The sequence below is a fragment of the Moritella sp. PE36 genome (assembly GCF_000170855.1).
Lineage (GTDB): Bacteria > Pseudomonadota > Gammaproteobacteria > Enterobacterales > Moritellaceae > Moritella.
In genome coordinates this window covers 1-22,648 of sequence record NZ_ABCQ01000061.1, presented here as the reverse complement: position 1 = coordinate 22,648, position 22,648 = coordinate 1, and the positions used below count along the sequence as shown (strand labels likewise).

General features: G+C 41.4%; 16 protein-coding genes. 7 read left to right on the top strand and 9 right to left on the bottom strand.

From position 1 onward, the window contains the following. On the bottom strand, positions 1-285 hold a 285-nt coding region (locus tag PE36_RS20705), incomplete at its 3' end, for an FAD-dependent oxidoreductase (protein WP_006034052.1). Between the two features lie 442 nt (positions 286-727). Here PE36_RS20705 and PE36_RS20700 point away from each other — a divergent pair. Continuing rightward, entirely contained in the window at positions 728-2,707 is a 1,980-nt protein-coding gene (locus tag PE36_RS20700) for a methyl-accepting chemotaxis protein (RefSeq protein ID WP_043994926.1), read from the top strand. 58 nt (positions 2,708-2,765) lie between these two features. After that, positions 2,766-3,323, top strand: coding sequence for a hypothetical protein (locus tag PE36_RS20695; protein WP_006034050.1), 558 nt, complete (start codon positions 2,766-2,768; stop codon positions 3,321-3,323). 117 nt (positions 3,324-3,440) lie between these two features. Here the strand turns inward: PE36_RS20695 and PE36_RS20690 are convergent, their stop codons facing one another. Then, complete coding sequence (locus PE36_RS20690; RefSeq protein WP_006034049.1) at positions 3,441-4,175, bottom strand: glutathione peroxidase; 735 nt, start codon at positions 4,173-4,175, stop codon at positions 3,441-3,443. A gap of 545 nt (positions 4,176-4,720) precedes the next feature. Between PE36_RS20690 and PE36_RS20685 the strand changes: the two genes are divergently transcribed. Further along, positions 4,721-5,731, top strand: coding sequence for a GGDEF domain-containing protein (locus PE36_RS20685; protein WP_232286620.1), 1,011 nt, complete (start codon positions 4,721-4,723; stop codon positions 5,729-5,731). A 102-nt stretch (positions 5,732-5,833) separates the two neighbouring features. On the opposite strand, the gene PE36_RS20680 is transcribed toward PE36_RS20685, so the two are convergent. The 6 genes from PE36_RS20680 to cysK form a co-directional block, all read right to left on the bottom strand. Beyond that, positions 5,834-8,281 (bottom strand): trimethylamine-N-oxide reductase 2, encoded by a 2,448-nt coding sequence (locus tag PE36_RS20680; RefSeq protein ID WP_006034046.1) that lies wholly within the window; start codon positions 8,279-8,281, stop codon positions 5,834-5,836. 84 nt (positions 8,282-8,365) lie between these two features. Next, positions 8,366-9,460, bottom strand: coding sequence for a NapC/NirT family cytochrome c (locus tag PE36_RS20675; protein WP_043994924.1), 1,095 nt, complete (start codon positions 9,458-9,460; stop codon positions 8,366-8,368). Between the two features lie 358 nt (positions 9,461-9,818). Further along, positions 9,819-10,331: a PTS glucose transporter subunit IIA gene (gene crr, locus PE36_RS20670; RefSeq protein ID WP_006034044.1), complete on the bottom strand. Its 513-nt coding sequence runs from the start codon at positions 10,329-10,331 to the stop codon at positions 9,819-9,821. Positions 10,332-10,451: 120 nt separating this feature from the next. After that, entirely contained in the window at positions 10,452-12,179 is a 1,728-nt protein-coding gene (gene ptsI / locus PE36_RS20665; protein ID WP_006034043.1) for a phosphoenolpyruvate-protein phosphotransferase PtsI, read from the bottom strand. Between the two features lie 48 nt (positions 12,180-12,227). After that, positions 12,228-12,485, bottom strand: a complete 258-nt coding sequence (locus PE36_RS20660; protein WP_006034042.1) for an HPr family phosphocarrier protein — start codon at positions 12,483-12,485, stop codon at positions 12,228-12,230. Positions 12,486-12,830: 345 nt separating this feature from the next. Further along, positions 12,831-13,799, bottom strand: a complete 969-nt coding sequence (cysK, locus tag PE36_RS20655) for a cysteine synthase A (protein ID WP_006034041.1) — start codon at positions 13,797-13,799, stop codon at positions 12,831-12,833. Positions 13,800-14,295: 496 nt separating this feature from the next. On the opposite strand from cysK, the gene PE36_RS20650 reads away from it, so the two are divergent. Continuing rightward, positions 14,296-15,417: a beta-ketoacyl-ACP synthase III gene (locus PE36_RS20650; protein WP_006034040.1), complete on the top strand. Its 1,122-nt coding sequence runs from the start codon at positions 14,296-14,298 to the stop codon at positions 15,415-15,417. Positions 15,418-15,555: 138 nt separating this feature from the next. On the opposite strand, the gene cysZ is transcribed toward PE36_RS20650, so the two are convergent. Beyond that, positions 15,556-16,296: a sulfate transporter CysZ gene (cysZ, locus tag PE36_RS20645; RefSeq protein ID WP_006034039.1), complete on the bottom strand. Its 741-nt coding sequence runs from the start codon at positions 16,294-16,296 to the stop codon at positions 15,556-15,558. Between the two features lie 205 nt (positions 16,297-16,501). On the opposite strand from cysZ, the gene smc reads away from it, so the two are divergent. The 3 genes from smc to ligA form a co-directional block, all read left to right on the top strand. Beyond that, entirely contained in the window at positions 16,502-19,984 is a 3,483-nt protein-coding gene (gene smc / locus PE36_RS20635; protein WP_006034037.1) for a chromosome segregation protein SMC, read from the top strand. 19 nt (positions 19,985-20,003) lie between these two features. Next, positions 20,004-21,107 (top strand): cell division protein ZipA, encoded by a 1,104-nt coding sequence (gene zipA, locus PE36_RS20630; RefSeq protein WP_006034036.1) that lies wholly within the window; start codon positions 20,004-20,006, stop codon positions 21,105-21,107. 94 nt (positions 21,108-21,201) lie between these two features. Then, a partial coding sequence (gene ligA / locus PE36_RS20625) for an NAD-dependent DNA ligase LigA (RefSeq protein WP_006034035.1) occupies positions 21,202-22,648 on the top strand: 1,447 nt, incomplete at its 3' end.

Here is a 22,648-nt window from a genome sequence, read left to right as displayed (position 1 = left end):
GCGGTCGCGTTCTCGTTTAACTCGCGCCATCACTTCGACCCCGTTAATGATCGTTTCACCCTGTGGGTGGATACCGAAACCTGGAGCTTTTTTTATTTGATGGACACTTTCTGCCGCGGCGATAAGCAGTTTCGATGGCATACAACCAACACGCGCACAGGTAGTGCCATACGGACCACCTTCGATGATCACGACACTTTCTGAATGTGCTTTTGCTGCGCGATATGCACCAAGTCCAGCTGTACCACCACCAATAACTGCTACATCTACATTTATCATATTCATAATTTAGCCTTAGAAAACGTATGGCGAAAACGAGTGTCGTTTGTCGCGCTTATTTTAGTGAAAATTGGGGCACGAAGTAGATACCTCGTGTTGATGCCGCTATTATGCATAATAGAGTTTAATAGGTACAGTAGATTAAAGTTAATTATTTGATAGGTTTTAACTATGTCTTTTCAAGGTGGGTTTATCGCATCCCATTTGTGAAGGCTACCGGGTGAACTTATTGATATTAAGTGGGTGTTTTGTTCTTTTCTCTTAGTTGTTTGTTATTCAGACAGTCATAAAAATACCGCTTAATATAATTATGTAAAATTGATGTATATCATTTTGTTGTATAATTGTTTATACAAAAAAGAAATAAATAGGTATCATTCTCGTATTATATTTTGCAACAGAGTTCACAAAACGTGTTGTAATTTTAGTTAAGCAATCAGGAATGAATATGAAATTTTCAGATATCTCGTTTAAGCATAAAATTATTATGTTACTGGCTTTACCCATGTTGGGTTTTTTGTGGCTGAGCATTACTTCACTTTCGCAAAGCGTTGCCACTAGTAAAGAGATGTCTATTCTAACGCAGTATACCGAGCTTTCTGTCGAGTACAGTGAATTAGTCCATGAGATACAAAAAGAACGCGGCATGACAGCCGGTTTTATCGGCTCTGACGGCACCAAGTTTGCGAGTAAACTACGTAAGCAACGCACCGATACCGATGTTAAACAGGCCGAAATGATGCGTTTCTTGCAACAAAATGAAGTGACCGACAGTCACATTAAGCAATTACAAGCGCGCATTCAGCAAGACCTTTCTATGCTTACTGGTATTCGTAATAAAGTGGATGCGAAAAATATCCAATTAGCATCGGCGTTGCGTTATTACACCCAGTTAAATACTAAATTATTGAGCGTGTCAGGCTTGATTGTCGATATCAGTACAGATGCAAGTATCACCGCCGAGACAGTTGCCTATTACAACTTTTTACAAGGCAAAGAGCGCGCCGGCATCGAACGTGCAGTATTAAGTAATGCCTTTTCTAAAGATCATTTCGGGACGGGGGATTTTGTTAAGTTCATTTCGTTAGTGGTTGAGCAAGATACTTATTTTGAGAGTTTTAAAACCTTTGCTACCAGTAGTAATAATCGGTTTTTTGACCAGCAACTAAATACTGCAGCGGTAAAAGAAGTGATGACGTTAAGAAACATTGCTGAAACGAAATCAAGTGATTTTAATGTCGATGCTGAGTATTGGTTTGGTCAAGCAAGTGCGCGGATTGGTCAGTTGAAGAAGATCCAAGATGAGCTCGAATTATCACTGTTGAATTTAGTTAATACCAATCGTAATAACGCGGTTACGGCATTGACAATGAACATTGTATTTAGTGTGTTGATTATTGTGATTTCAGCGGTGATTAGTTTTATCACGGTGCGAGATTTATTATCGCGGGTAAAAGAGCTGATGGATGTGATGACCGAAGTACGTGACAATAATGATTTGACGGTACAAACACAACTTGCAGGCGAGAGCGAGTTAGGTCAAATTGCCACCGCTTTGAATCTGACATTATCGCAATTTGCTGGCGCGATGGATAACATTTCGACATCAAGTATCACTCTGGCATCGGCAGCAGAAGAAACGGCGCAAACCTGTGTGTATAGCTCGACGTCATTAGCTGAGCAGCAAGATGGTATTAGCCTAATTGCTACCGCGATTGAAGAACTATCAGCCACAGTGAAAGAAGTGGCGCAAAACACCCAGTTGACCGCAGATTCGGCAAGAGAAGTGGATGCACAAGCGAGTGATGGCTATGAGATTGTACAGCAGTCATCAGCGTCAATTAAAACCCTGGCCAGTGAAATTGATAGTTTAGCGCAACGCATTAATAGCTTACATCAAAGTAGTAATAACATTACCAATATGGTTGATGTGATTAAATCGGTTGCTGACCAAACTAACTTATTAGCCTTGAATGCGGCGATTGAAGCGGCACGAGCGGGTGAACAAGGGCGTGGTTTTGCTGTTGTTGCAGATGAAGTTCGTACGCTTGCGAAACGAACACAAGATTCTACCGCTGAGATTGAAAGTTTTATTAGTGCATTACAGAACGATGTGAATGCAGCCTTTAATGTGATTGAAGTGAGTCAGAGTAAAGCCGCAGATGCAGTGAGTAAATCCGACGAAGTGGCGCAAACACTGCGAGATATTACTACAGCAGTAAATCAAATTTTTGCCATGACAGAGCAAGTTGCGACTGCGATTGAAGAGCAGTCGATTGTAACCCAAGATGTCGCTGAAAATATTGTTGATGTGAAGCAAAAATCAATGGAGTCTGCAACCGGGGCTAACCAAATTGCGATAACAGCCAAAGAACAGGCGCAATTGGCTACGTCGTTACAAGATGTTGCTAGAGTCTTTAAGATTTAAGATTTAAGATTTAAGATTTAAGATTTAAGTTAAAAGTTAATAAGAGGCTAAGGTGAGCATGATACACAAAATAAAACTGATTGGATTAGCGATCGTCGCTATGGTTATGAGCGGGTGTGCAACTGTGCAGTTACCAGCTGAGCAGCAAACAATGATTGATAACAACACAACGCTATATACACAAGTGGGGATGTGGACTGAGAAAGGTAATGTGATTGCAACGAACTATAAACGTGGCGAACATATTCCGGTTAACTCAGCAGTGCAGATCTCGGGTGTTGATGCTTCGGCAATTACCTTTAACTATGATGGTCGTGTTATTAAGTTAAAGAATATTGATAAGTTTACTAAAGTAGATGTACCTGCGCTGATGACGCGTAGTTTTGCCTTGAAACAGGTTAACTTAACGCAATTTAGCGCATTAGAAACCACCGCGATTGAGCAAGGTGACGTTGTTGTTGGTATGACGAAAGATGCGGTTATTATTAGCCGTGGTTTTCCGCCAGCCCACAGAACCGCGAGTCTAAAACTAGATAGCTGGAGATACTGGGAAAATCGATTTGGTACGATCGTTTATGAATTTGAGCAAGGCAAAGTTTCAAAAATCATTGATTAATCGCGACGTTATCGACAAATGAAAAACGAAAAAAGGAAGCATTGTTGCTTCCTTTGTTATTTCTAACGTATAGCGGTATGTGAGACTCGCTATACGATATTGTAAGTGTAGTTGATATTAAGCGAAGTGTGCTTCTAGCGCTTCACTACCACCGATATGTTTACCACCGATAAAGATTTGTGGCACTGTGCTTTGACCCGTTACGGCACGTAGGCTAACAGTGGTTGCGTCTTTACCGAGTACCACTTCTTCGTAATTTAAACCTTGGTCGATTAAGGTTTGTTTTGCTTTTGCGCAGAACGGACAGCCCGGTTTAGTAAATACCGTGATTGATTCTTGCACTTTATATTCTGGTGCAACATAACCTAGCATAGTGTCAGCATCAGATACGTTGAACGGGTCGCCTGGTTCGTCAGCTTCGATGAACATTTTTGCTACCACACCGTTTTTAACCAGCATGCTGTAACGCCATGAACGCTTGCCAAAACCGATATCGGACTTGTCGACTAACATGCCCATGCCTGCAGAAAACTCACTGTTACCGTCTGGGATGAAGGTAATATTTTCAGCTTCTTGGTCATCTTTCCATGCGTTCATCACGAATGTATCGTTGACTGATACACATAAAATGTCATCAACGCCGTGTGCTGAAAATACGTTAGCTAGTTCGTTGTAACGGGGCAAATGGCTTGAAGAACACGTTGGTGTGAATGCGCCTGGCAGACTGAATACAATCACAGTTTTGTTAGCAAATAATTCTTCTGTAGTACGGTTAACCCATGCATCGCCTTGACGGATTGGGAATGTAACTTGTGGTACTGCTTGGCCTTCTTTCGATATTAATGTCGTCATAATATATTCCTTAATGTAGCTATTAATTAAGCTAACCTGTGTTTGTTATAAGTGGTTTGATATAAAGCTGTTTGCTTTAAAATGTTTTCTATAAAAGTAAGTGGTTTCTATAAAAGTAAATTTGGTGAAGACGTTGTGCCTGTGTCGTCTTGATGTAGCTATTATGCAAAATATCGTTAAATTGGTCTAATCGATTAAACATTAAGTTTTGATAGGTTTTACTTATTGTTGTACCTGTGGGTTTGGCTTATTTGATTTGTGCAGGCTATTGAACATGGCCGAACTTACATTAATAGGCTTGCCTAACCTCTGGTTATACGGTAAATTCACTCGTAACTAAAAGCGTTAAGTATCATCAATACAAGAGTTAAATTTCCACCATGCCCTTAGCCATACTAGACCTATTTTCCATCGCAATTTTTACTGCGATAGGGCTCTCATTTCTATCAGTAATCATGTTATGTATTTGGGTGGGTAATCGACGTTATGACGGGGTCACTCATTGGCTTTTCGCTACCCTGATTATATTAGTGTATGCCTCCATTATGGCGGAGCAGTTATGGGTTTTTAAGCTTGATAATTATGCCAGTAATGCCTGGCTGAATACCATGCTCCCGAATATATTATTATGTTGTGCTGTTTGCCTCATTGCGCATGGTTTTCATCGATTTTTGAAGATTCAAAACTCCTTATTTTGGCTCTATGGTGCTCAGTTATTTCTGATCGGGCCGTTGTATTTCTATGGGCTTACAGCAGTAACGCCAATACTGTACAGCGTTATTGTGCTTACGGTTTCTATCTCAATCAGTTTGCTCTTCAATGCTTCTTATTTATTAAGCTGTCAAGCCAAGCAATACGGTATCAGTCGGCTTATTTGTTTGTTTACTGGCGGATTAGTATTGGTGTTAAACGTCATTCGTGTCGGACTATTAATGCGTGAGCCGAGCATAGTGAATAGCATTGAGTTCTCTACTGCTATTGCTTCTATTAACTTATTAATGAGCCAGTGCTTTCTTGTTTTCTGTTATTTGATGTTCTGTACACAACGCAATGCCTTCTCATTGCAGCACATGTCGTTTATTGATCCTCTGGCTAATATTTATAATCGTCGTGGTTATCAACATGCTATTGCCGCCTTAATACCACATAAAGAAGCGGCTGTTATGATCCTTGATATAGACAACTTTAAAAATGTGAATGATGAATATGGTCATGCGACCGGTGATTTGGTGATTCAAGACATTGCGACGATCATTGCTAAGGCGTGTGGCTCAACGTGTGTTTATGCTCGAACTGGTGGCGAAGAGTTCAGTATTTATTCACCTTTGATATCAGCTAAAACGATGGAGAATTTAGCTGAGACAATCCGTCTTGCCATTATGGACCATACGATCAAAAAACAAGCGTTAGCGATAAAGGTAACCGCGAGTATCGGTATCAGTGTTGGCCAAAGTGTGAATGTTTTTGCCTTGGAAGAAGAGGCAGATAAAGCCCTATATCAAGCAAAAAGAGAGGGACGAAACTGTACGGTGATGCAGTTATTTGTGCCCGGCTAAAAGAATGTGATACCTGTTTATGTTTTCATTGTTATAGGCATAAATAAAGATGAGCAATACGGTTGCTAACCGACTCGCTCACTTCTTCTTTATCGGCTTAAATTATGCGCCTTGTGGTGGCGTAAACGCGGTTAAACTTGGTGCTATACCTGTGTATTTTTCAATTTTCACTAGTGATGAGTTAGCCGCACAACCATTCGCAAGCTGTGATGTCGGAATATCATTAGTCAACACATTTGGATTACCATTTTTACAGATACCATTTGGTTTATCTAAATCTAGCCACGCCCCTTCATGGATACAAACAGAACCTTGTTTGATAACGTTAGCGACTAAAGCGCCAACTAATACTTCACCACGATCATTAAAGGCTCGGACTAAATCTCCATTTTTGATCCCGTGTGCTGCTGCGTCTGCAGGGTGTATGGTAATAGGCTCACGATTAGCAATCGCATAGAGTTCACGTAATTTTGCATAATTGAGCTGGCTATGTAATCGATGTGCAGCATGAGATGTCATTAGCTGTAATTCACCATCTTTCGCGTTGCCTACCCATTCTGTCGGTGCTAACCATGTTGGGTGAGCCGGGCAATCTTGATAGCCGTAACCTTCGATAGTTTTAGAGAAAATCTCTATTTTACCACTTGGCGTACCTAACGGGTTCATGATCGGGTCTTTACGGAATGCGGCATGACGAACGAATTTAGTGTTTTTCTTATTAACTTTCATTTCAATAAGTTCGTTTTTCTTCCAGAACGCACCAAACTTAGGCATGCGTACACGTGCTTTTACGGCGCCTTTTTGTGCTTGTGTATAGAAACCTTTCAGCCAATCCATTTCTGACTTACCTTCAGTAAATACTTCATGGCCACCGGGTTTAATTAATTCTGCCATATCTGCAAATACGTCAAAATCATTACGAGCTTCAAATTGTGGTTTAACAACCTGCTTCATCGGAATAAGATGTTGATTGCTGTAGTCACCTGTCATGGTAAGATCATTACGTTCGAAAGACGTTGTGATCGGCAAGACGATATCTGCGTGTTTTGCCGCAGCAGTCCAATAAGGTTCTGAGATCACGATCATTTCGGGCTTTTGCCATGCTTTGATCAGGCGATTAACGTCTTGGTGATGAGTAAAGTTACCACCGCCTGCCCACCAGATCATTTTGATATCAGGGAAGCTCAGTTCATGGCCATTATGTTGGTATTTTTTATTTGGCGCTTCTAAGGCTTCGACAATGCGAGCAACAGGGAGGCTATTGACTGCTCCAGATACCGCCCAATCATTACCGGCTGATGAACCACCGCCGAGAGTGGATGAAATCGCCGGAAGTACGCCACCGTCACGAGTCGGGTTGCCACCATTAGAATAATGGTAAGATAACCCAAAACCACCACCTTCTAGACCTATTTGCCCAAGCATAGCGGCGAGTGTTGCCATCATCCAGTGTTTTTGCTCACCATACTGCTGGCGCTGCATGCCCCAGCCGCCCATTAGCATAGTACGGTTTTGACTGAATATATTTGCTAATGCTTCAAGTTGTTTAACGGATACGCCGCAGATATTCTCTGCCCAAGCTGCCGTCTTCGCTACACCATCTTTTTTACCTAATAAATACTCTTCAAATTTATCGTAACCAGACGTGTATTTAGTTAAGAAGTCTACATCATGTTGTTTTTTAGAAACTAATGTATGGGCGATACCCAGCATCATTGCTACGTCAGTACCTGGATGTGGTGCAACCCATAGTGCTTTATCACCAAAGAACTCAATGGTTTCTGATTTCATCGGGTCGATAGCAATAATGGTTTTACCTGATTTTTTCAGCTTGTGGAAGAATTCTAGTCCCGATTCATCGGTTGAGCTCCAAGCGATTTTAAGGGTATTTAATGGGTTAATACCCCACATAACAACCACATCACTGTGCTCTAAAATAACAGGGTGGGTTGTCTGTTGCTCATACACTTCAATTGAGCCCATTACGTGCGGCATAATAACTTGTGCTGCACCTGTTGAGTAATCACCTAAATGACCTGAGTAACCGCCAGCCATACTCATGTAGCGTTGTAGTAATGTTTGTGCTTTGTGTAACACGCCACTTGAACGCCAGCCATATGAACCAGCAAAAATTGCAGCGGGTCCATGTTCGTTACGAATTCGAGATTGTTGCTCGTGGATCAATTGATATGCTTTGTCCCAAGATACGCGAACAAATTCATCGTTACCACGTTTACCATCTGGTGTACCTGGAGTCGCAAGGAAGCCTTTACGTACCATAGGGTATTTGATGCGTGCTTGAGTATGTACTTGGTCGGCAGCCGTGGTTTGCAGGCTATTAGCAACTGTTTTTGCTAGAGCGCCTTTTGATGAAACAATGCGACCATCTTTTGTTTTAACTTGCATTGCTCCCCAGCGACCTGCAGTCAGGATCAGAGAGTCTTTGCCTTTTGCTGCAAATGCGGGCAGCGGTGTTACTGAAGTAATAGCGGCAGCACCAGTTGTTAATGCAGCGCTTTTGAGAAATCCACGACGAGAAAATCCAGTCATAATTCTATTCCTTATCATCATATTTGACGTAATAATTGTCGAAAATGGCTAGCCAATAATCACTTGATGTATTGGCTATATAAATTAGTGCTTAACAATATCTTTCGCGTTAGCTTGGAAATATTTAGTAAGAATTTCAAGGTCTTCTTCTGATATGTCGGTGCGTTCACCCATGCCTTTAGCTACGGGACCCCAAGCATTGACGGTGAAATGGTTTGCGCCAATTTTGGCGTGACAACCCGAGCAGTACACCGTATCTAGCTGCTCTGCATACTTCCATAGAGGCGTTATATCGCTAAGTACTTGGGCATCAATGTCAGCAATGAGACTTGCGGTACGCCAGTGGTTACCATATTCATCTTCTTTGAAATCACCGACCGTTAATGCGGCTTGACCTTGCTGAGTTAACGTCGCAACAATCGCACGCTGACCGTTACCGACATACAACACTTTTTCTGCACCGTGCATCTGATAAGCGTCAATTTGAACTTTTCTGCTGGTCTCATTGGTTTCAATAACGGTTAATTTAGTCGCAGGATTAATCATGCCGAAATCGCCCATCACGATGGCTGCAACAGGATAAACTAAGGTTGCGGTATTATTTGTCTCTGCAGTTTTAGCGAGTAAGTTATCAAATGCTTCACTGTCCATTTCTGCTTCTGGTGGGAAATGCGCGACACCTTTGTGGCAATCGATACAGGTCTGGCCATTTTCTTTTGCAAATTCATGCATTTTCACAGCGTCTTCTGATTGCTCAAATGAGTCCATTGCATCACGTACGTGGCAAGAGCGGCAGGTGACTGAGTCATTGGCGCGCATTTGTGCCCACACGGTTTCAGCCATCACCATGCGGTGTTCTTCATATTTTTCTTCGGTATCAATTTTACCGGTTACAAATTCATGGTAGATGTCTTTAGATGCTAGAATTTTGGTAATGAGATAATCGATAGGATTGCTAGGGATATGACAGTCGGCACATTCTGCGCGGATACCTTTAGCATTACTGAAATGAATAGACCCTTGGTATTCTTCATAAGGGATCTGCATTGTATGGCAGGAGATACAAAATTCTGTGGATGATGTTTTTTTCATTACATAAGCGGTCCCACCCAGCGTTAACCAGCCGAATGCTATGGCAACTAATAAACAAGCTGCGAAATAGCGTTTTTTCATTTTCATTTTTATCTCGATATAACAGTATAATGATTTCATTAAATGCTATACCACTTGTTGGGTACTTCTTTTGATATATGTCAATGGTAGGTGATTGATTGAAATAAATATGATGAATTGCGTTTTTTTTTGATGGATTACGCTGAAAACATCTAACCTATTGAATTTAAAAACCATTTACGTTAAGTGATAATAATGATTATACAATTCGTTGAATTCTTATAATAAGTTAGCTCGGTTATAAATCTAGTTACTGAATATGGCTGTTGGGTAGGTATAATGACGAGGTCTAGACTGATAAAATGCAGGCGAAAAAAAAGAGCTACTTATAGCTCTTTTTTTTCATACTTAAAGTGATTAAGAACTAGTCTTTAATCACTTTAAGAACAATAGTTTCACCTAGTTTAACTGAACCAGAGAATTTCTCCATGCTCTTGATTTCATCCATGTTTGAGATGATACACGGTGTGATTACTGATTTAGCTTTTGCCTTCAATAATTCAAGATCGAATTCAATGATAGTTTCACCAGCTTTGATATGTTGACCTTCTTCAGCGATACGTGTGAAGCCTTCACCGCGTAATTCAACTGTATCTAAACCGAAATGCACTAGTACTTCTAGGCCTTCGTCTGAACGAATTGCGAATGCGTGGTTAGTTTCGTAAATTTTTACGATCTCACCTGTTACTGGCGCAACTAGTTTGTTACCTGTTGGGTTGATAGCGATACCATCACCAACAATTTTCTCAGCAAAGATAACATCTGGCACATCTTCGATAGCAACGATTTCACCGGCAAGTGGAGAAACAATGTGTAACGTATTGCTGTCTTTACTGTCGTCTGAAACCAGTTTTTTTAATTTATCGAATAATCCCATTTTTAACTCCTAGAATTTGGTAGACATAGTCATTGGTTATAAACGAGTGCATAACCAATGACTTTACGTTGTCATCATAACATTATCTTTCGATATTTGATGCTATGACAACTGAAATAATTAGCAAGCAGCGCGCTGTTTAGTGAATTGAGCGATTAGCTCTTGGATTTCATCTGCCGTTGCACAGCTTAATGCTTGGTCTGCTAACACTTTAACGTCAGCGAAATTAGCATTACGAATAGTTTTCTTCACTTTAGGAATTGAGATGCCGCTCATCGAGAACTCATCTAAACCCATACCGAGTAATAGCAGTGTTGCTGTTTCGTCACCCGCAAGTTCACCACACATACCTGTCCACTTGCCTGCAGCATGTGAAGCATCGATAACCTGTTTAATCAGCGTTAGTACCGCTGGCGTCATTGGGTTATACAGGTCTGAGATCATCTCGTTACCACGGTCTACCGCGAGTGTGTACTGCGTTAAATCGTTAGTACCAATACTGAAGAAGTCTACTTCTTTAATTAGGTGATGAGCAATTGCTGCAGCTGCTGGCGTTTCTACCATTACACCTGTTTCGATTGCTTCATCAAAAGCGAGACCTTCAGCGGTTAGTTCCGCTTTCAGTGTCGTCATAATGTCCTTAAGTTGACGTACTTCTTCTACAGAAATAATCATTGGGAACATAATGCGGACTTTACCAAATGCAGAGGCACGTAAGATAGCGCGTAGCTGTGCGTTCATGATTTCTGGACGGTCGAAACAGATTCGGATCGCGCGCCAACCCAAGAATGGGTTCATTTCTTTTGGTAAGTTTAGATATGGTAGGTCTTTATCGCCACCAATATCCATCGTACGAATGATCACGCCTTGGCCATTCATGCTTTCTGCAACCGCTTTGTATGCTTCGAACTGTTCATCTTCAGTTGGTAAGCTATCGCGATCCATAAATAGGAATTCGGTACGGTAAAGACCAACGCCTTCACCGCCGTTACGAATTACACCAGCACAGTCTTTTACTGTACCAACATTGCCACACACTTCTACGTGGTGACCATCTAGCGTAATTGCAGGTAAGTCTTTCATTTTAAGCAGCTCAGCTTTGTCAGCAAGGTACTGTGCTTGAGTTGCTTTGTATTCTTTGATGACGTCTTCTGATGGATTAACAATAAGGTTATTGTTAATGGCATCAAGAATAACGAAGTCACCTGATTTGACGATTTGAGTTACGTTGCCTGTACCAACAATCGCAGGAAGTTCTAATGAACGCGCCATGATTGATGTATGTGCAGTACGGCCACCTAAGTCAGTCACAAAACCTAAGATCTTATCTAGGTTAATTTGTGCTGTTTCTGACGGTGTTAAATCGCTGGCGATTAGAATCACTTGTTCTTTGATTGCGCTTAGTGACACCATTTCCATGCCGAGGGCATTTTTTACGATACGATTACCGATATCACGGAAATCCGCAGCGCGTTCTCTTAAATACGGGTCGTCTAATGCAGCCATCATTTCAGCATTTTCTTCAATGATGCTGTGAATTGCAAAGTCTGCCGATGCTTTATTTTTTTTAATAAAGGTTACGATATCTTCTTCGAGCTCTTCGTCTTCAAGTAACATCATGTGTCCTTCGAAGATTTCAGCTTTCTCGTCGCCAAATGTTTGGCGTGCCATTTCCGTGATAGCTTCAAGCTGTATAGCAGACTTATCCCTAGCAGCTAAAAAGATAGCTATTTGTTCATCGATCTGTGCAGTTTCAATAGTTTGTTTATTAAGTACAATTTCTTCATTAATGAATAATTGTGCTTTACCAAAAGCAATACCTGGTGAGGCGAGAATGCCTGATATCATAACCTTTCCTTACTTCAATACAAAAAATACGTTAATAACGGATGGGGTTTATTCTAAAACATCCATAAGAGCAACGAGTGCTTCAACAGCCGCTTGCTCGTCAGTACCTTCAGCAGAAATAGTCATAGTTACACCTTTAGAAAGGCCTAACGTTTGTAGTTTAAATAAGCTTGTAGCACTTGCAGATTTACCGCTAGCTTCAACTGAAACTTTTGACTCGAATTCTTTTGCTTTTTTTACGAAAAGAGCAGCTGGGCGAGTGTGAAGACCGTTTGGTGCGATAATTACAACTGATTTTTGGTACATGACTTTTCCTTAAAATAATGATTCTAAAAATAGTGTTTTACTATAACCACAAGTGTAAGTGTAATCTAATTTTACAGAGTAAAATAACTTTTTTTAATTAAATCTATGGTTATAGATCATGTTTTCGTAAGTTTTACGACAAAACAATGCGATGTAAGTATATTACCCCTAATTAAGGCCTGTGTTGTAGTTTAATTACAACAAAAAGAGGAAAGTGTGACGGCTATCAACCCAGGGAAATAAAGTGGCTTGTACAAAAAAAAGCCGCTAGTGCGGCTTTTGTTAATCTTGTTAATTTATTGTTACTGCTAGACTGCTGTTGTAACTATAACAATATGGTTGTGACTATTGTTGGAGCTCTTGCTCAGTAAATACGCCATCAAATAACGCTGTAGTTAAATAACGCTCACCTGACGATGGTAAGATTACAACGATATTTTTATCAGCGAATTCTGGTAATGCAGCTAAACGTGCTGCGGCAACAACAGCTGCACCAGAAGAAATACCCGCTAAGATACCTTCTTCTTTCATTAGACGTTGTGCCATTTCGATAGAGTCTTCGTTTGATACTAGCTCTACACGGTCAACCATTTCTAAATCTAGGTTACCAGGAATGAAGCCCGCACCAATACCTTGGATCTTATGTGGACCAGGCGTTAATGCTTCACCGGCTTTCGCTTGGGTAATAACGGGTGAGTTCGTTGGCTCAACGGCAACAGATACTAAGTCTTTACCTTTATTTAGTTTAATGTAACGGCTTACACCGGTGATCGTACCACCAGTACCTACACCTGATACTAATACGTCAATTTGACCGTCAGTTGCTTCCCAGATTTCTGGGCCCGTTGTTTGCTCATGGATCGCTGGGTTAGCCGGGTTTTCAAACTGTTGTAATAAAATCGTTGTTTCAGGGTTTGCGTCACGAATTTCTGTGGCTTTATCAATCGCGCCTTTCATGCCTTTAGCGCCATCTGTTAATACGAGGTTCGCACCTAATGCTTTAAGCAGTTTACGACGCTCAAGGCTCATCGTGTTTGGCATTGTTAATGTGAGTTTATAACCACGAGCAGCGGCAACAAATGCTAACGCAATACCGGTATTACCACTTGTTGGTTCAACGATATCAATGCCTTCTTTTAAGAGACCGTCTTTCTCTGCTTGCCAGATCATGTTGGCACCGATACGGCATTTAACACTTGCACTTGGATTACGGCTTTCTACTTTTGCAAATACGTTGCCTGTCGTCACACGGTTTAAACGCACTAGCGGTGTATTACCAATTGAAAAACTGTTGTCTTGTAAAATTTGGCTCATGGGATTTCCCTATATGAATGAATACTCGTAACTTATTTTTTATTAGTTTACTAACTAGCTTACTAACTTATAGCTTAAGCATACTGATAAGTTTGAAAATTGAAAATGCTGTTTTGTTATATCGTTAGGTTCTAAAATGATAAGCACTTATAACCATTCGTTATGCACAGTGCTGACATTATAATTTAGCCTCAAATTAATTTTAGCTATATAAATTCTTAATTGGCTGACGTATTGCGTTGAGTCCACTCTATATATAGACCAAATGTGATAGATTAGTTCCTTGTTTATTCTATAATTTAGCGTTTGCCCCGCATTTTTAACGCGTGTTATTTGATAACAGGGGAGTATTTTTTCATTTTTGTCGGATGGGTAACTAGATCTAGCTAACAGTTTGCTTTAGTTTAGTGCTCTCTGTATCCCAATTTAGCTGATAGTGACTATGCATATAAGTGATGAAAGGACTGTGTGTAACGAGTCGCTAAAGGACAATGTTATGAGTAATGTAGTAATTAGTGGTAGTGGTTTATTTACCCCTCCTGATGCAATCAGCAATGATGAACTAGTAACAAGCTTTAATTGTTACGTTGATAATTTTAATGCTGACAATACAGCGGCAATTGAAGCGGGTGAAGTAACGGCGAAAGCGCACTCAAGCAGTGAGTTTATTGAAAAAGCATCGGGTATTAAAAGTCGTTTTGTGATGAGCAAAGCGGGTATTTTAGATCCTGCGATCATGCGCCCGGTATTTCAACCTATTAGCGATGATGAACCGAGTATTACGGTACAAATGGCACTGGTTGCCGCAAAGCAAGCATTAGCCGCTGCGAATAAAGAAGCACAAGACATCGATTTAATTATTTTTGCTGCGTCAGGTTTCCAACGCGCGTACCCGGCAATGGCGGTTGAACTGCAACATTATTTGGGTGCTAACGGTTTCGCTTATGATATGAGTGTGGCGTGTTCGTCGGCAACCTTTGCCATTGCTAATGCCATGGATGCGGTTAAATCAGGGCGTAGTAAAGCGGCGTTAGTGGTTAACCCTGAGATTTGTTCTGCACACTTAAACTTTAAAGATCGCGACAGTCACTTCATTTTCGGTGATGTTTGTACTGCGGTAGTGATTGAAGATAAAGCCACAGCAACAAGCGATAATTGTTATGAAATCATTGATAGCAAATTGTTTACCCAGTATTCAAATAATATCCGCAATAACTTAGGCTATTTAAGTCGCAGTGAAGGCGCTGATATTAACGCTGATTCAAGCTTCTTTATGCAAAATGGTCGTAAGGTATTTAAAGAAGTACTACCGACGGTTTATAACTTGATCACCGAACAACTTAGCGGTTTAGACTTACAAGCAAGTGACTTTAAACGCCTGTGGTTACATCAAGCCAATATCAACATGAATAACTATTTAGCGAAGAAGTTATTGGGTCGTGATCCATCAGCAACAGAAGCGCCTATTATTCTAGATACATACGCAAATACAGCGTCAGCAGGTTCTATTATTGCTTTCCATTTACACCAAAACGGTGTTGAAAGTGGCGACCTAGGATTAATTTGTTCGTTTGGTGCGGGTTATTCAGTAGGCTCACTGGTACTAAAACGCTGTTAATCGTTAATAGATAAAGCTAAAACTAAAACGTTAGCGTAAATAAAAAGACCCCGTTACTCACTGTAAAGAAAGAGTTTAACGGGGTCTTTTTGGTATACCCAAACTACTTCAAGATGCTATATCAGAGACTAGCTTACGTTACTGCGCGTTATCGCTATTGCTAACCCACATTGCTGTTGCGCCACACACAGCAACAGGCATAATCATGAAATTAACCACGGGAATAGACTGACACAGTGCCACCATAGAGCCAAAGCTTAACGACTGCATACGGTTTGATGACAGTTCACTGCGCATCTCGTCAAAGCCGACTTTGTTATTATCAAAAGTATAATCGGCATATTGAATAGCCAGCATCCAGGCCGTAAAGATGAACCACAGCACAGGTGCAACTGTTTGTCCGACCACCGGAATGAAGAATAACAGCAGTAAACCTATCGCACGCGGGATGTAGTATTTTATTTTTTTCAGTTCGCGCGTCAGTACACGCGGAATATCTAACAAGATATCTTTGATGCTGCTTTCCGGTAACGGTTTATTGCTTAACAATAATTCGGTTTGTTCTGCTAATAAGCCATTAAACGGGGCGGCGATAATATTGGCAATAGCACCAAAAAAGAATCCAAACACCAGTAAGATGAGAATAAAGGCAAGGGGTTTGATGATATAAACTAACCAGCTAAACCAGTCTAAGCTTGCTTCTAATTGTACTAGCCACACGTCGATTTGTTGAAACAATAAGTAAAAACTAACCGAAAACAAAATGAGATTCACTAATAATGGGATCAATACAAAAGGTCTTAACTTAGGCTGACGGATCAAGTCGAAACCTTGTAAGAAATAATGAACCCCCGATAACGATGGTTTTACTGAAAGCATATTCTATGGCGCCTTGTGAGTGGTTTATGTGGAGCATCTTAGCATGTGGTTGTTATGGTGCATCTATCATTGCATTAAAAGAGACCCCGATTGAGGTGAAAAGTGCAGTAAAAAGCAGCAGCTTTTATATTCTACCCCGACGAATCTTTAATATTGCAGACACATCTGCTAAAGTTTTCTGGTTATTCTATATGCGTTGTTTGCTATGTACCTTAAAAAGATAAAAATATCAGGCTTTAAGTCGTTTGTTGATACGACAGAACTGCATTTCCCCCATGATATGACTGCGGTTGTTGGCCCTAATGGCTGTGGTAAATCGAATATTATTGATGCAGTGCGTTGGGTGCTGGGCGAAAGCTCGGCTAAGCACTTGCGTGGTGATTCGATGTCTGACGTTATTTTTAACGGTTCAGTGGGGCGTGCGCCTGTCTCAAGAGCCAGTGTTGAGTTGTTATTTGATAATGCCCAACAACGTATTGACCATGCTTTATTGCAATATAATGAAGTGTCTATTCGTCGCGAGTTATACCGTGATGGTACTAATCAATATTATCTCAATGGCAAAAAATGTCGCCGTAAAGATGTCACTGAACTGTTTTTAGGTACAGGTTTAGGACCGCGTAGTTATGCGATCATCGAACAGGGCATGATCTCACGCTTAATCGAATCTAAACCGCATGAATTACGTCATTTTATCGAAGAAGCGGCAGGTATTTCTAAATATAAAGAAAAACGTCGCGAAACAGAACAACGCATCAATCAAACCAAAGATAACTTAAATCGTCTTGCTGATATTCGCATTGAATTAGGCGTGCAGATTGATAAGTTAAAAGTGCAATCTGCGGTCGCGCAACAGTTTAGAGGGTTAAAGCAACAGCAGCGTGAAGCCAAAAGTCGGCTTGGTTTAGTACAGATATATGATGTAGAACGTTCGATTAATCAGCTTGCCCAGCAAAAGTTAGTGCTGATGAATGAACAAGAGAAGTTAGCTGCTACGGCCACTAAACTGCAAACCCAGATCACCGACTTTGACGTACAGTTAAATGAACTAACGGTATTGATCGAAAATCAGCAGCAGGCGTTTTATTTACAAGGTACAGAGCTGACTAAGATCGAACAACAGATACTGCATCATCAAGCTCGTAAGCAAGAATCGGCAGGTAAACAGCAAGAATATCAACAGCAAAGTGAAAAACTACAGCGCTTACTGCAAGAAGAACAAGCCCAGTTACACACACATCAGCAGCAAGCGAAAACGGCGGAGTTGGATCACAACCGACTGTCTGCAGCGTTATTAGTGATTGAACAATCATTAGCATCGGCAACAGTGAACAGTGATCAAGCAATGGCACAACATGCGGTATACCTTGAAAAAGTACAGCGTTTTGGCAGTAAACTCGATGTACTGAGCAATGCCGTAACAAGTGCAGAATCAGTACTGAATAAAAGTAAACAGCAACGTAGTGAGCTAGTAGAAGAGCAGCTGCAACTTGCTCAGCACAGCAAACAAACCGTCATTATTGATAAAACAGCGTCGCAGCAACAGTTACAATCACAAGAAACGCAGCTTGCTCATGAATTAGCCGGACTCAATAACGGCTTTCAAGGTATCAATAAGCAGGTCTCCGAACTCGAAGCAAACATCAGTAGCGGCGTCGCAGAACAAACTGAAATAAAAGCCTCGCTGAGTGTGATCGCCGAGTTATTACACAAAGCTGAGCATGCTGATCACGCCCATACGTGGTTAGAATGCAATTTCGAGTCGATCCCGTTAAAGTTATTACAGCAATTAGATGTAGAACCCGGTTGGGAAGCCGCCGTTGAGAAGGTGCTTGCCAACTGGCTGGATGCTTATTGTATTAGTGACGAACAACTTGCCCGGTTTGACTTAAATGAACTGCCGGCATTACAGTGGTTCAAACCCAGTCAATGTGCGGCACGTGCAGGTTCGTTAGCCGATAAGGTAAAAAATAATTTATTTAACCGTCAGCTAAATCAAGTGACTTGTGTCGCCAGCACGAATGATGCCAAAGCGGGCGTCGAAAGCGACAGTGAATACAGTTATATCACTGCGCATGGCGATTGGTTTACCGATGAAGGTGGCTGGTTATCACAACACGGCAAAGCTAACGTGTCATTGCCGCAGGGACGAATTGAAATGCAACTACAAGCGTCACAGTTGCAGGGGCGTTTATTAGCAATTGAAACCTTGCTGGACAAACAGCACAATCAATTGACTGCGCTTAGGGTGACTCAGGGTGAATACCAGCATCAAATTGAGCTGATGCAAAACAACGTGCATGACAAGCAAAGCGAAGTGCAGCAGCTAACGGTTGAACTGGGGTTATTGCAGCAACAGCAAGCCCAATGGCAACTTACGCATGAGCAGCTAAACACACGTTTATTAACACTGAATAACTTATTAGCGCTTGAAGCAGAAGAGGTTCAGCGATTTAATGCACAAATAGTGTCGACGCAGGCTGCGATTGCACAGCTAGCCAATGATGATAGCTTGATTCAAAAATCGGAAGCGGCCAAAGCCGATAAAGCGAAGTTTTTACAAGAACAGCAAGTGCTCGAGAAACAAGTTCAACAATTACTCTTGGTTAAAACCAAGTTTACGGTTGAAATAGAGAAGCAGCAGCAACTCATCGCCAAAACAGACGCTCAATATCAAACTATTTTGCAAGATATTGCTGCATTAGGTGACAGCTCGTTATATGCTGAAAACTTGCAGCAGTTAGAAACGGCACGCGCGATTGCCGCTGAGAAACAAATTGCCATCGAAAATGACAATAACGTGAAGAAAGCAACACGTATGAAACTGGTTAACGGTAAGCGTGATGTTGAAGAAAAACGTGCTAGGATAATGACAAGTAACTTAAAAGTGAAAGACAAAGTCCAACAGTTAGATTTAAAACAGGCTAACAACAAAGCGAAAGAACAGCTATTATATCAACAAATTGCGGATGACCATGTTGATGTAGACACATTAAAACGTGAGTGTGTTAACATATTAACGCTGAAAGAATACCAGCAACAGCTTAAACAGTTTGAAACGCAATTACAGAAGATAGGCGCAGTGAACCTTGCTGCTGTCGAAGAATTTGAACAACAATCGCAGCGTAAGCAATATTTAGACGAACAAACCGATGACTTAGAAAAAGCCATTGAGACGTTAGAAGCAGCGATTGTTAAAATAGATAAACAAACTCGGGCGCGTTTTGCGACCACGTTTGAAAAAATTAACAGTGATTTTAAAACGTTATTCCCTAAAGTGTTTGGTGGTGGTGCGGCTTGGTTAGAGCTGACATCGGGCAATTTATTAGACACGGGTGTAACGATTATGGCGCGACCGCCTGGCAAGAAAAATGCGCGTATTTCGTTACTTTCAGGTGGTGAGAAAGCACTGACTGCCTTGTCGTTAGTATTTGCGATCTTTAGGTTAAACCCTGCGCCATTTTGTATGTTGGATGAAGTTGATGCGCCACTCGATGAATTAAATGTGGGGCGTTTTTGTAAACTGGTTCAGGAGATGTCAGAAACAGTACAATTTATTTATATCAGTCATAATAAGTTAGCTATGGAAATGGCTCAGCAATTAATAGGAGTGACCATGCATGAACCAGGGGTCTCTCGAATCGTCGCTGTCGATATTTCGGCTGCGGTAGAACTTACAGACAATTAACATTAAGAGATAGGCTGTTATGCAAGATTTGCGACTTGTTCTCATCATTCTAGGGTTTATTGCAATTGCTGCTTTAATTGCTCATGGACTTTGGTCAAATAAAAAGAATCAAGTAAAACCATTAAAAGATAAACCCTTGGGTAGAGTTGATCTCCAGGTAAAAGACAAGCAGGGCTTTGACCTTGATGGCATCGGTGAAAAACGCGTTGTGACTAAGTCAGTAGAACCGACCATGAACGTTAACATCACTGAACCAGCACCCGTTTCGGTTGAAAAAATTGAGCCGCAGTTTTCTGCTATAAATGGTGGTGCTATAAAAAGCTCTGCCATAAATAGTGGTGCTATACAGAGTGCGGTTATAAAAAGTACTGCAGTAGAGACTAGTACTATAAATAGTACAGCCATTCAAGCCGAACCAGTTGCAGCACAAAGCGTGACAGTAGTAACGGACTCTTTTTCTGCAATAGATGTCGAGCCTCCAGTTATAGTAGCAGGTGCTGATGATGCTGTTCAAGACGATTTAAGCTATGATGTCGTTAGTGTACAAGCGGCCGCTGCGGTGGAAGTTGAACTCGAGTCTATACCACATAGCGAGACGGTTGTTGACCTTGATTCTGTAGATGATAGCGCTCTCAATGACCCTGTTGCTAATACTAATACTAGCGCCCCAGCTGACGATGAAGTCGCTGATGAAGCCGTATTTGTCATCAATATTATGGCGCGTGAAGGCAGCCATATTGCGGGTGCTGAATTGTTACAAGAATTGTCTGCATTTGGTTTCAAATTTGGTGCAATGGATATTTTTCACCGCCATGTTGATGCCGCGGGTAAAGACGCCGTTATCTTTAGTCTTGCCAATATGGTTAAACCCGGTGTATTTGATCTTGATACTATGGAGCAGTTTGAATCTCCTGGTGTCTCATTATTCATGATGTTCCCATGCGCAGGCCAAGCATCACACAATTATAGCCTGATGTTAAGTGCGGCAGAGCGCATTGCAGAAGGTGTTGATGGTTTATTAATGGATGGATCACGCAACCCATTAACAGAAGATGCAATCAAGCAAGAACAGGTGTTCATTCGCCAATTAGAAAGTAAAGCATTAGCCAAAAAAGCCCACTAATCTATTACTCATTAATAGCGTTAGTAAAGTAAACAATATTATCCAGATAAATGCCTCACTTCGGTGGGGCTTTTTTTGATCTTCGGAAATAAATATGAAAGAACAAGCAAAGCAAATTCAAACCTTAACACTGCAACTTGAAGAGTATAATCACCAATATTACGTGTTAGATAACCCGACCGTACCGGATGCGGAATATGACCGTTTATTACGTGAACTAAAACAGCTCGAAACTGAATTTCCTGAACTTGCATTAGCCACATCACCAACCCAAAAAGTGGGTGGTGAAGCGCTTACTGGATTTAGCCAGATTCAGCACGAAATACCGATGTTATCATTGGATAATGTGTTCTCTGCAGAAGAGCTATTGGCATTTGAAAAGCGTCTACAAGATCGCTTACTGACTAAAGCTGAGATCAAGTTTAGTTGTGAGCCAAAGCTAGATGGTCTTGCCGTGAGCATTCTGTATGAAAATGGCGTTTTTGTGCGTGCCGCAACCCGTGGCGATGGTCAGATCGGCGAAGATATTTCTGAAAATGTAAAAACCATTAAATCAATTCCATTACGTTTACGTGGTAATGACTTCCCTGAGCGTTTAGAAGTACGTGGTGAAGTGTTCATGCCGAAAGCGGGCTTTGATCTGTTAAATGTTAATGCTAAAAAGAAAGGTGAGAAGACCTTTGTTAACCCGCGTAATGCCGCTGCAGGTAGTTTACGTCAGCTTGACCCTAAGATTGCGGCAAGCCGTCCGTTAGCGTTTAATGCATATTCATTAGGTGTCGTGGAAGGTGAGGTAGAAGGTAAGGGGTTATCAAATTCTCATGCTGAAAACTTACAGAAATTGAAGTTATGGGGTATCCCTGTTTGTGCTGATGTGACGGTCGCTATGGGTTACCAAGGTTGCTTGGACTTCTATGAGCAGATTGGTGAACGCCGTGATTCACTGTCGTATGACATTGATGGTGTGGTGTATAAAGTGGATGATTTAGCCCTACAGAAAACCCTGGGTTTTGTGGCGCGTGCACCACGTTGGGCAACGTCACATAAGTTTCCAGCCCAAGAAGAGATCACCACATTACTCGATGTTGAATTCCAAGTTGGTCGTACCGGCGCGATCACGCCCGTCGCCCGTTTAGAACCTGTGTTTGTTGGTGGTGTGACAGTAAGTAATGCCACGCTACATAATTCCGATGAAATTGCCCGTTTAGGCATTAAAATTAAAGATCAGGTGATCATTCGCCGTGCTGGTGATGTGATCCCGCAGGTTGCTCGCGTTATGTTAGAGCGCCGCCCAGATGATGCCCAAGATATCGTATTCCCGGCCACATGCCCGGTATGTGACTCTGAAGTAGAGCGTATCGAAGGTGAAGCAACAGTGCGTTGTACCGCGGGTTTGTATTGCGGTGCACAGCGTAAAGAAGCAATTAAACATTTTGCATCGCGTAAAGCGCTAAATGTTGATGGTTTGGGTGACAAGCTTGTTGAGCAATTGGTTGATGCGGATTTAATTAAAACCCCAGCTGACCTATTTACCGTAACGT

Bases quoted from the DNA above. Each gene is read 5' to 3' on its own strand.
- ptsI (WP_006034043.1), bottom strand. From the start codon at position 12,179: ATGATATCAGGCATTCTCGCCTCACCAGGTATTGCTTTTGGTAAAGCA.
- PE36_RS20700 (WP_043994926.1), top strand. From the start codon at position 728: ATGAAATTTTCAGATATCTCGTTTAAGCATAAAATTATTATGTTACTG.
- smc (WP_006034037.1), top strand. From the start codon at position 16,502: ATGTACCTTAAAAAGATAAAAATATCAGGCTTTAAGTCGTTTGTTGAT.
- crr (WP_006034044.1), bottom strand. From the start codon at position 10,331: ATGGGATTATTCGATAAATTAAAAAAACTGGTTTCAGACGACAGTAAA.
- PE36_RS20695 (WP_006034050.1), top strand. From the start codon at position 2,766: ATGATACACAAAATAAAACTGATTGGATTAGCGATCGTCGCTATGGTT.
- cysZ (WP_006034039.1), bottom strand. From the start codon at position 16,296: ATGCTTTCAGTAAAACCATCGTTATCGGGGGTTCATTATTTCTTACAA.
- PE36_RS20680 (WP_006034046.1), bottom strand. From the start codon at position 8,281: ATGACTGGATTTTCTCGTCGTGGATTTCTCAAAAGCGCTGCATTAACA.
- cysK (WP_006034041.1), bottom strand. From the start codon at position 13,799: ATGAGCCAAATTTTACAAGACAACAGTTTTTCAATTGGTAATACACCG.
- PE36_RS20675 (WP_043994924.1), bottom strand. From the start codon at position 9,460: ATGAAAATGAAAAAACGCTATTTCGCAGCTTGTTTATTAGTTGCCATA.
- PE36_RS20690 (WP_006034049.1), bottom strand. From the start codon at position 4,175: ATGACGACATTAATATCGAAAGAAGGCCAAGCAGTACCACAAGTTACA.
- PE36_RS20650 (WP_006034040.1), top strand. From the start codon at position 14,296: ATGAGTAATGTAGTAATTAGTGGTAGTGGTTTATTTACCCCTCCTGAT.
- zipA (WP_006034036.1), top strand. From the start codon at position 20,004: ATGCAAGATTTGCGACTTGTTCTCATCATTCTAGGGTTTATTGCAATT.
- PE36_RS20685 (WP_232286620.1), top strand. From the start codon at position 4,721: ATGGCGGAGCAGTTATGGGTTTTTAAGCTTGATAATTATGCCAGTAAT.
- PE36_RS20660 (WP_006034042.1), bottom strand. From the start codon at position 12,485: ATGTACCAAAAATCAGTTGTAATTATCGCACCAAACGGTCTTCACACT.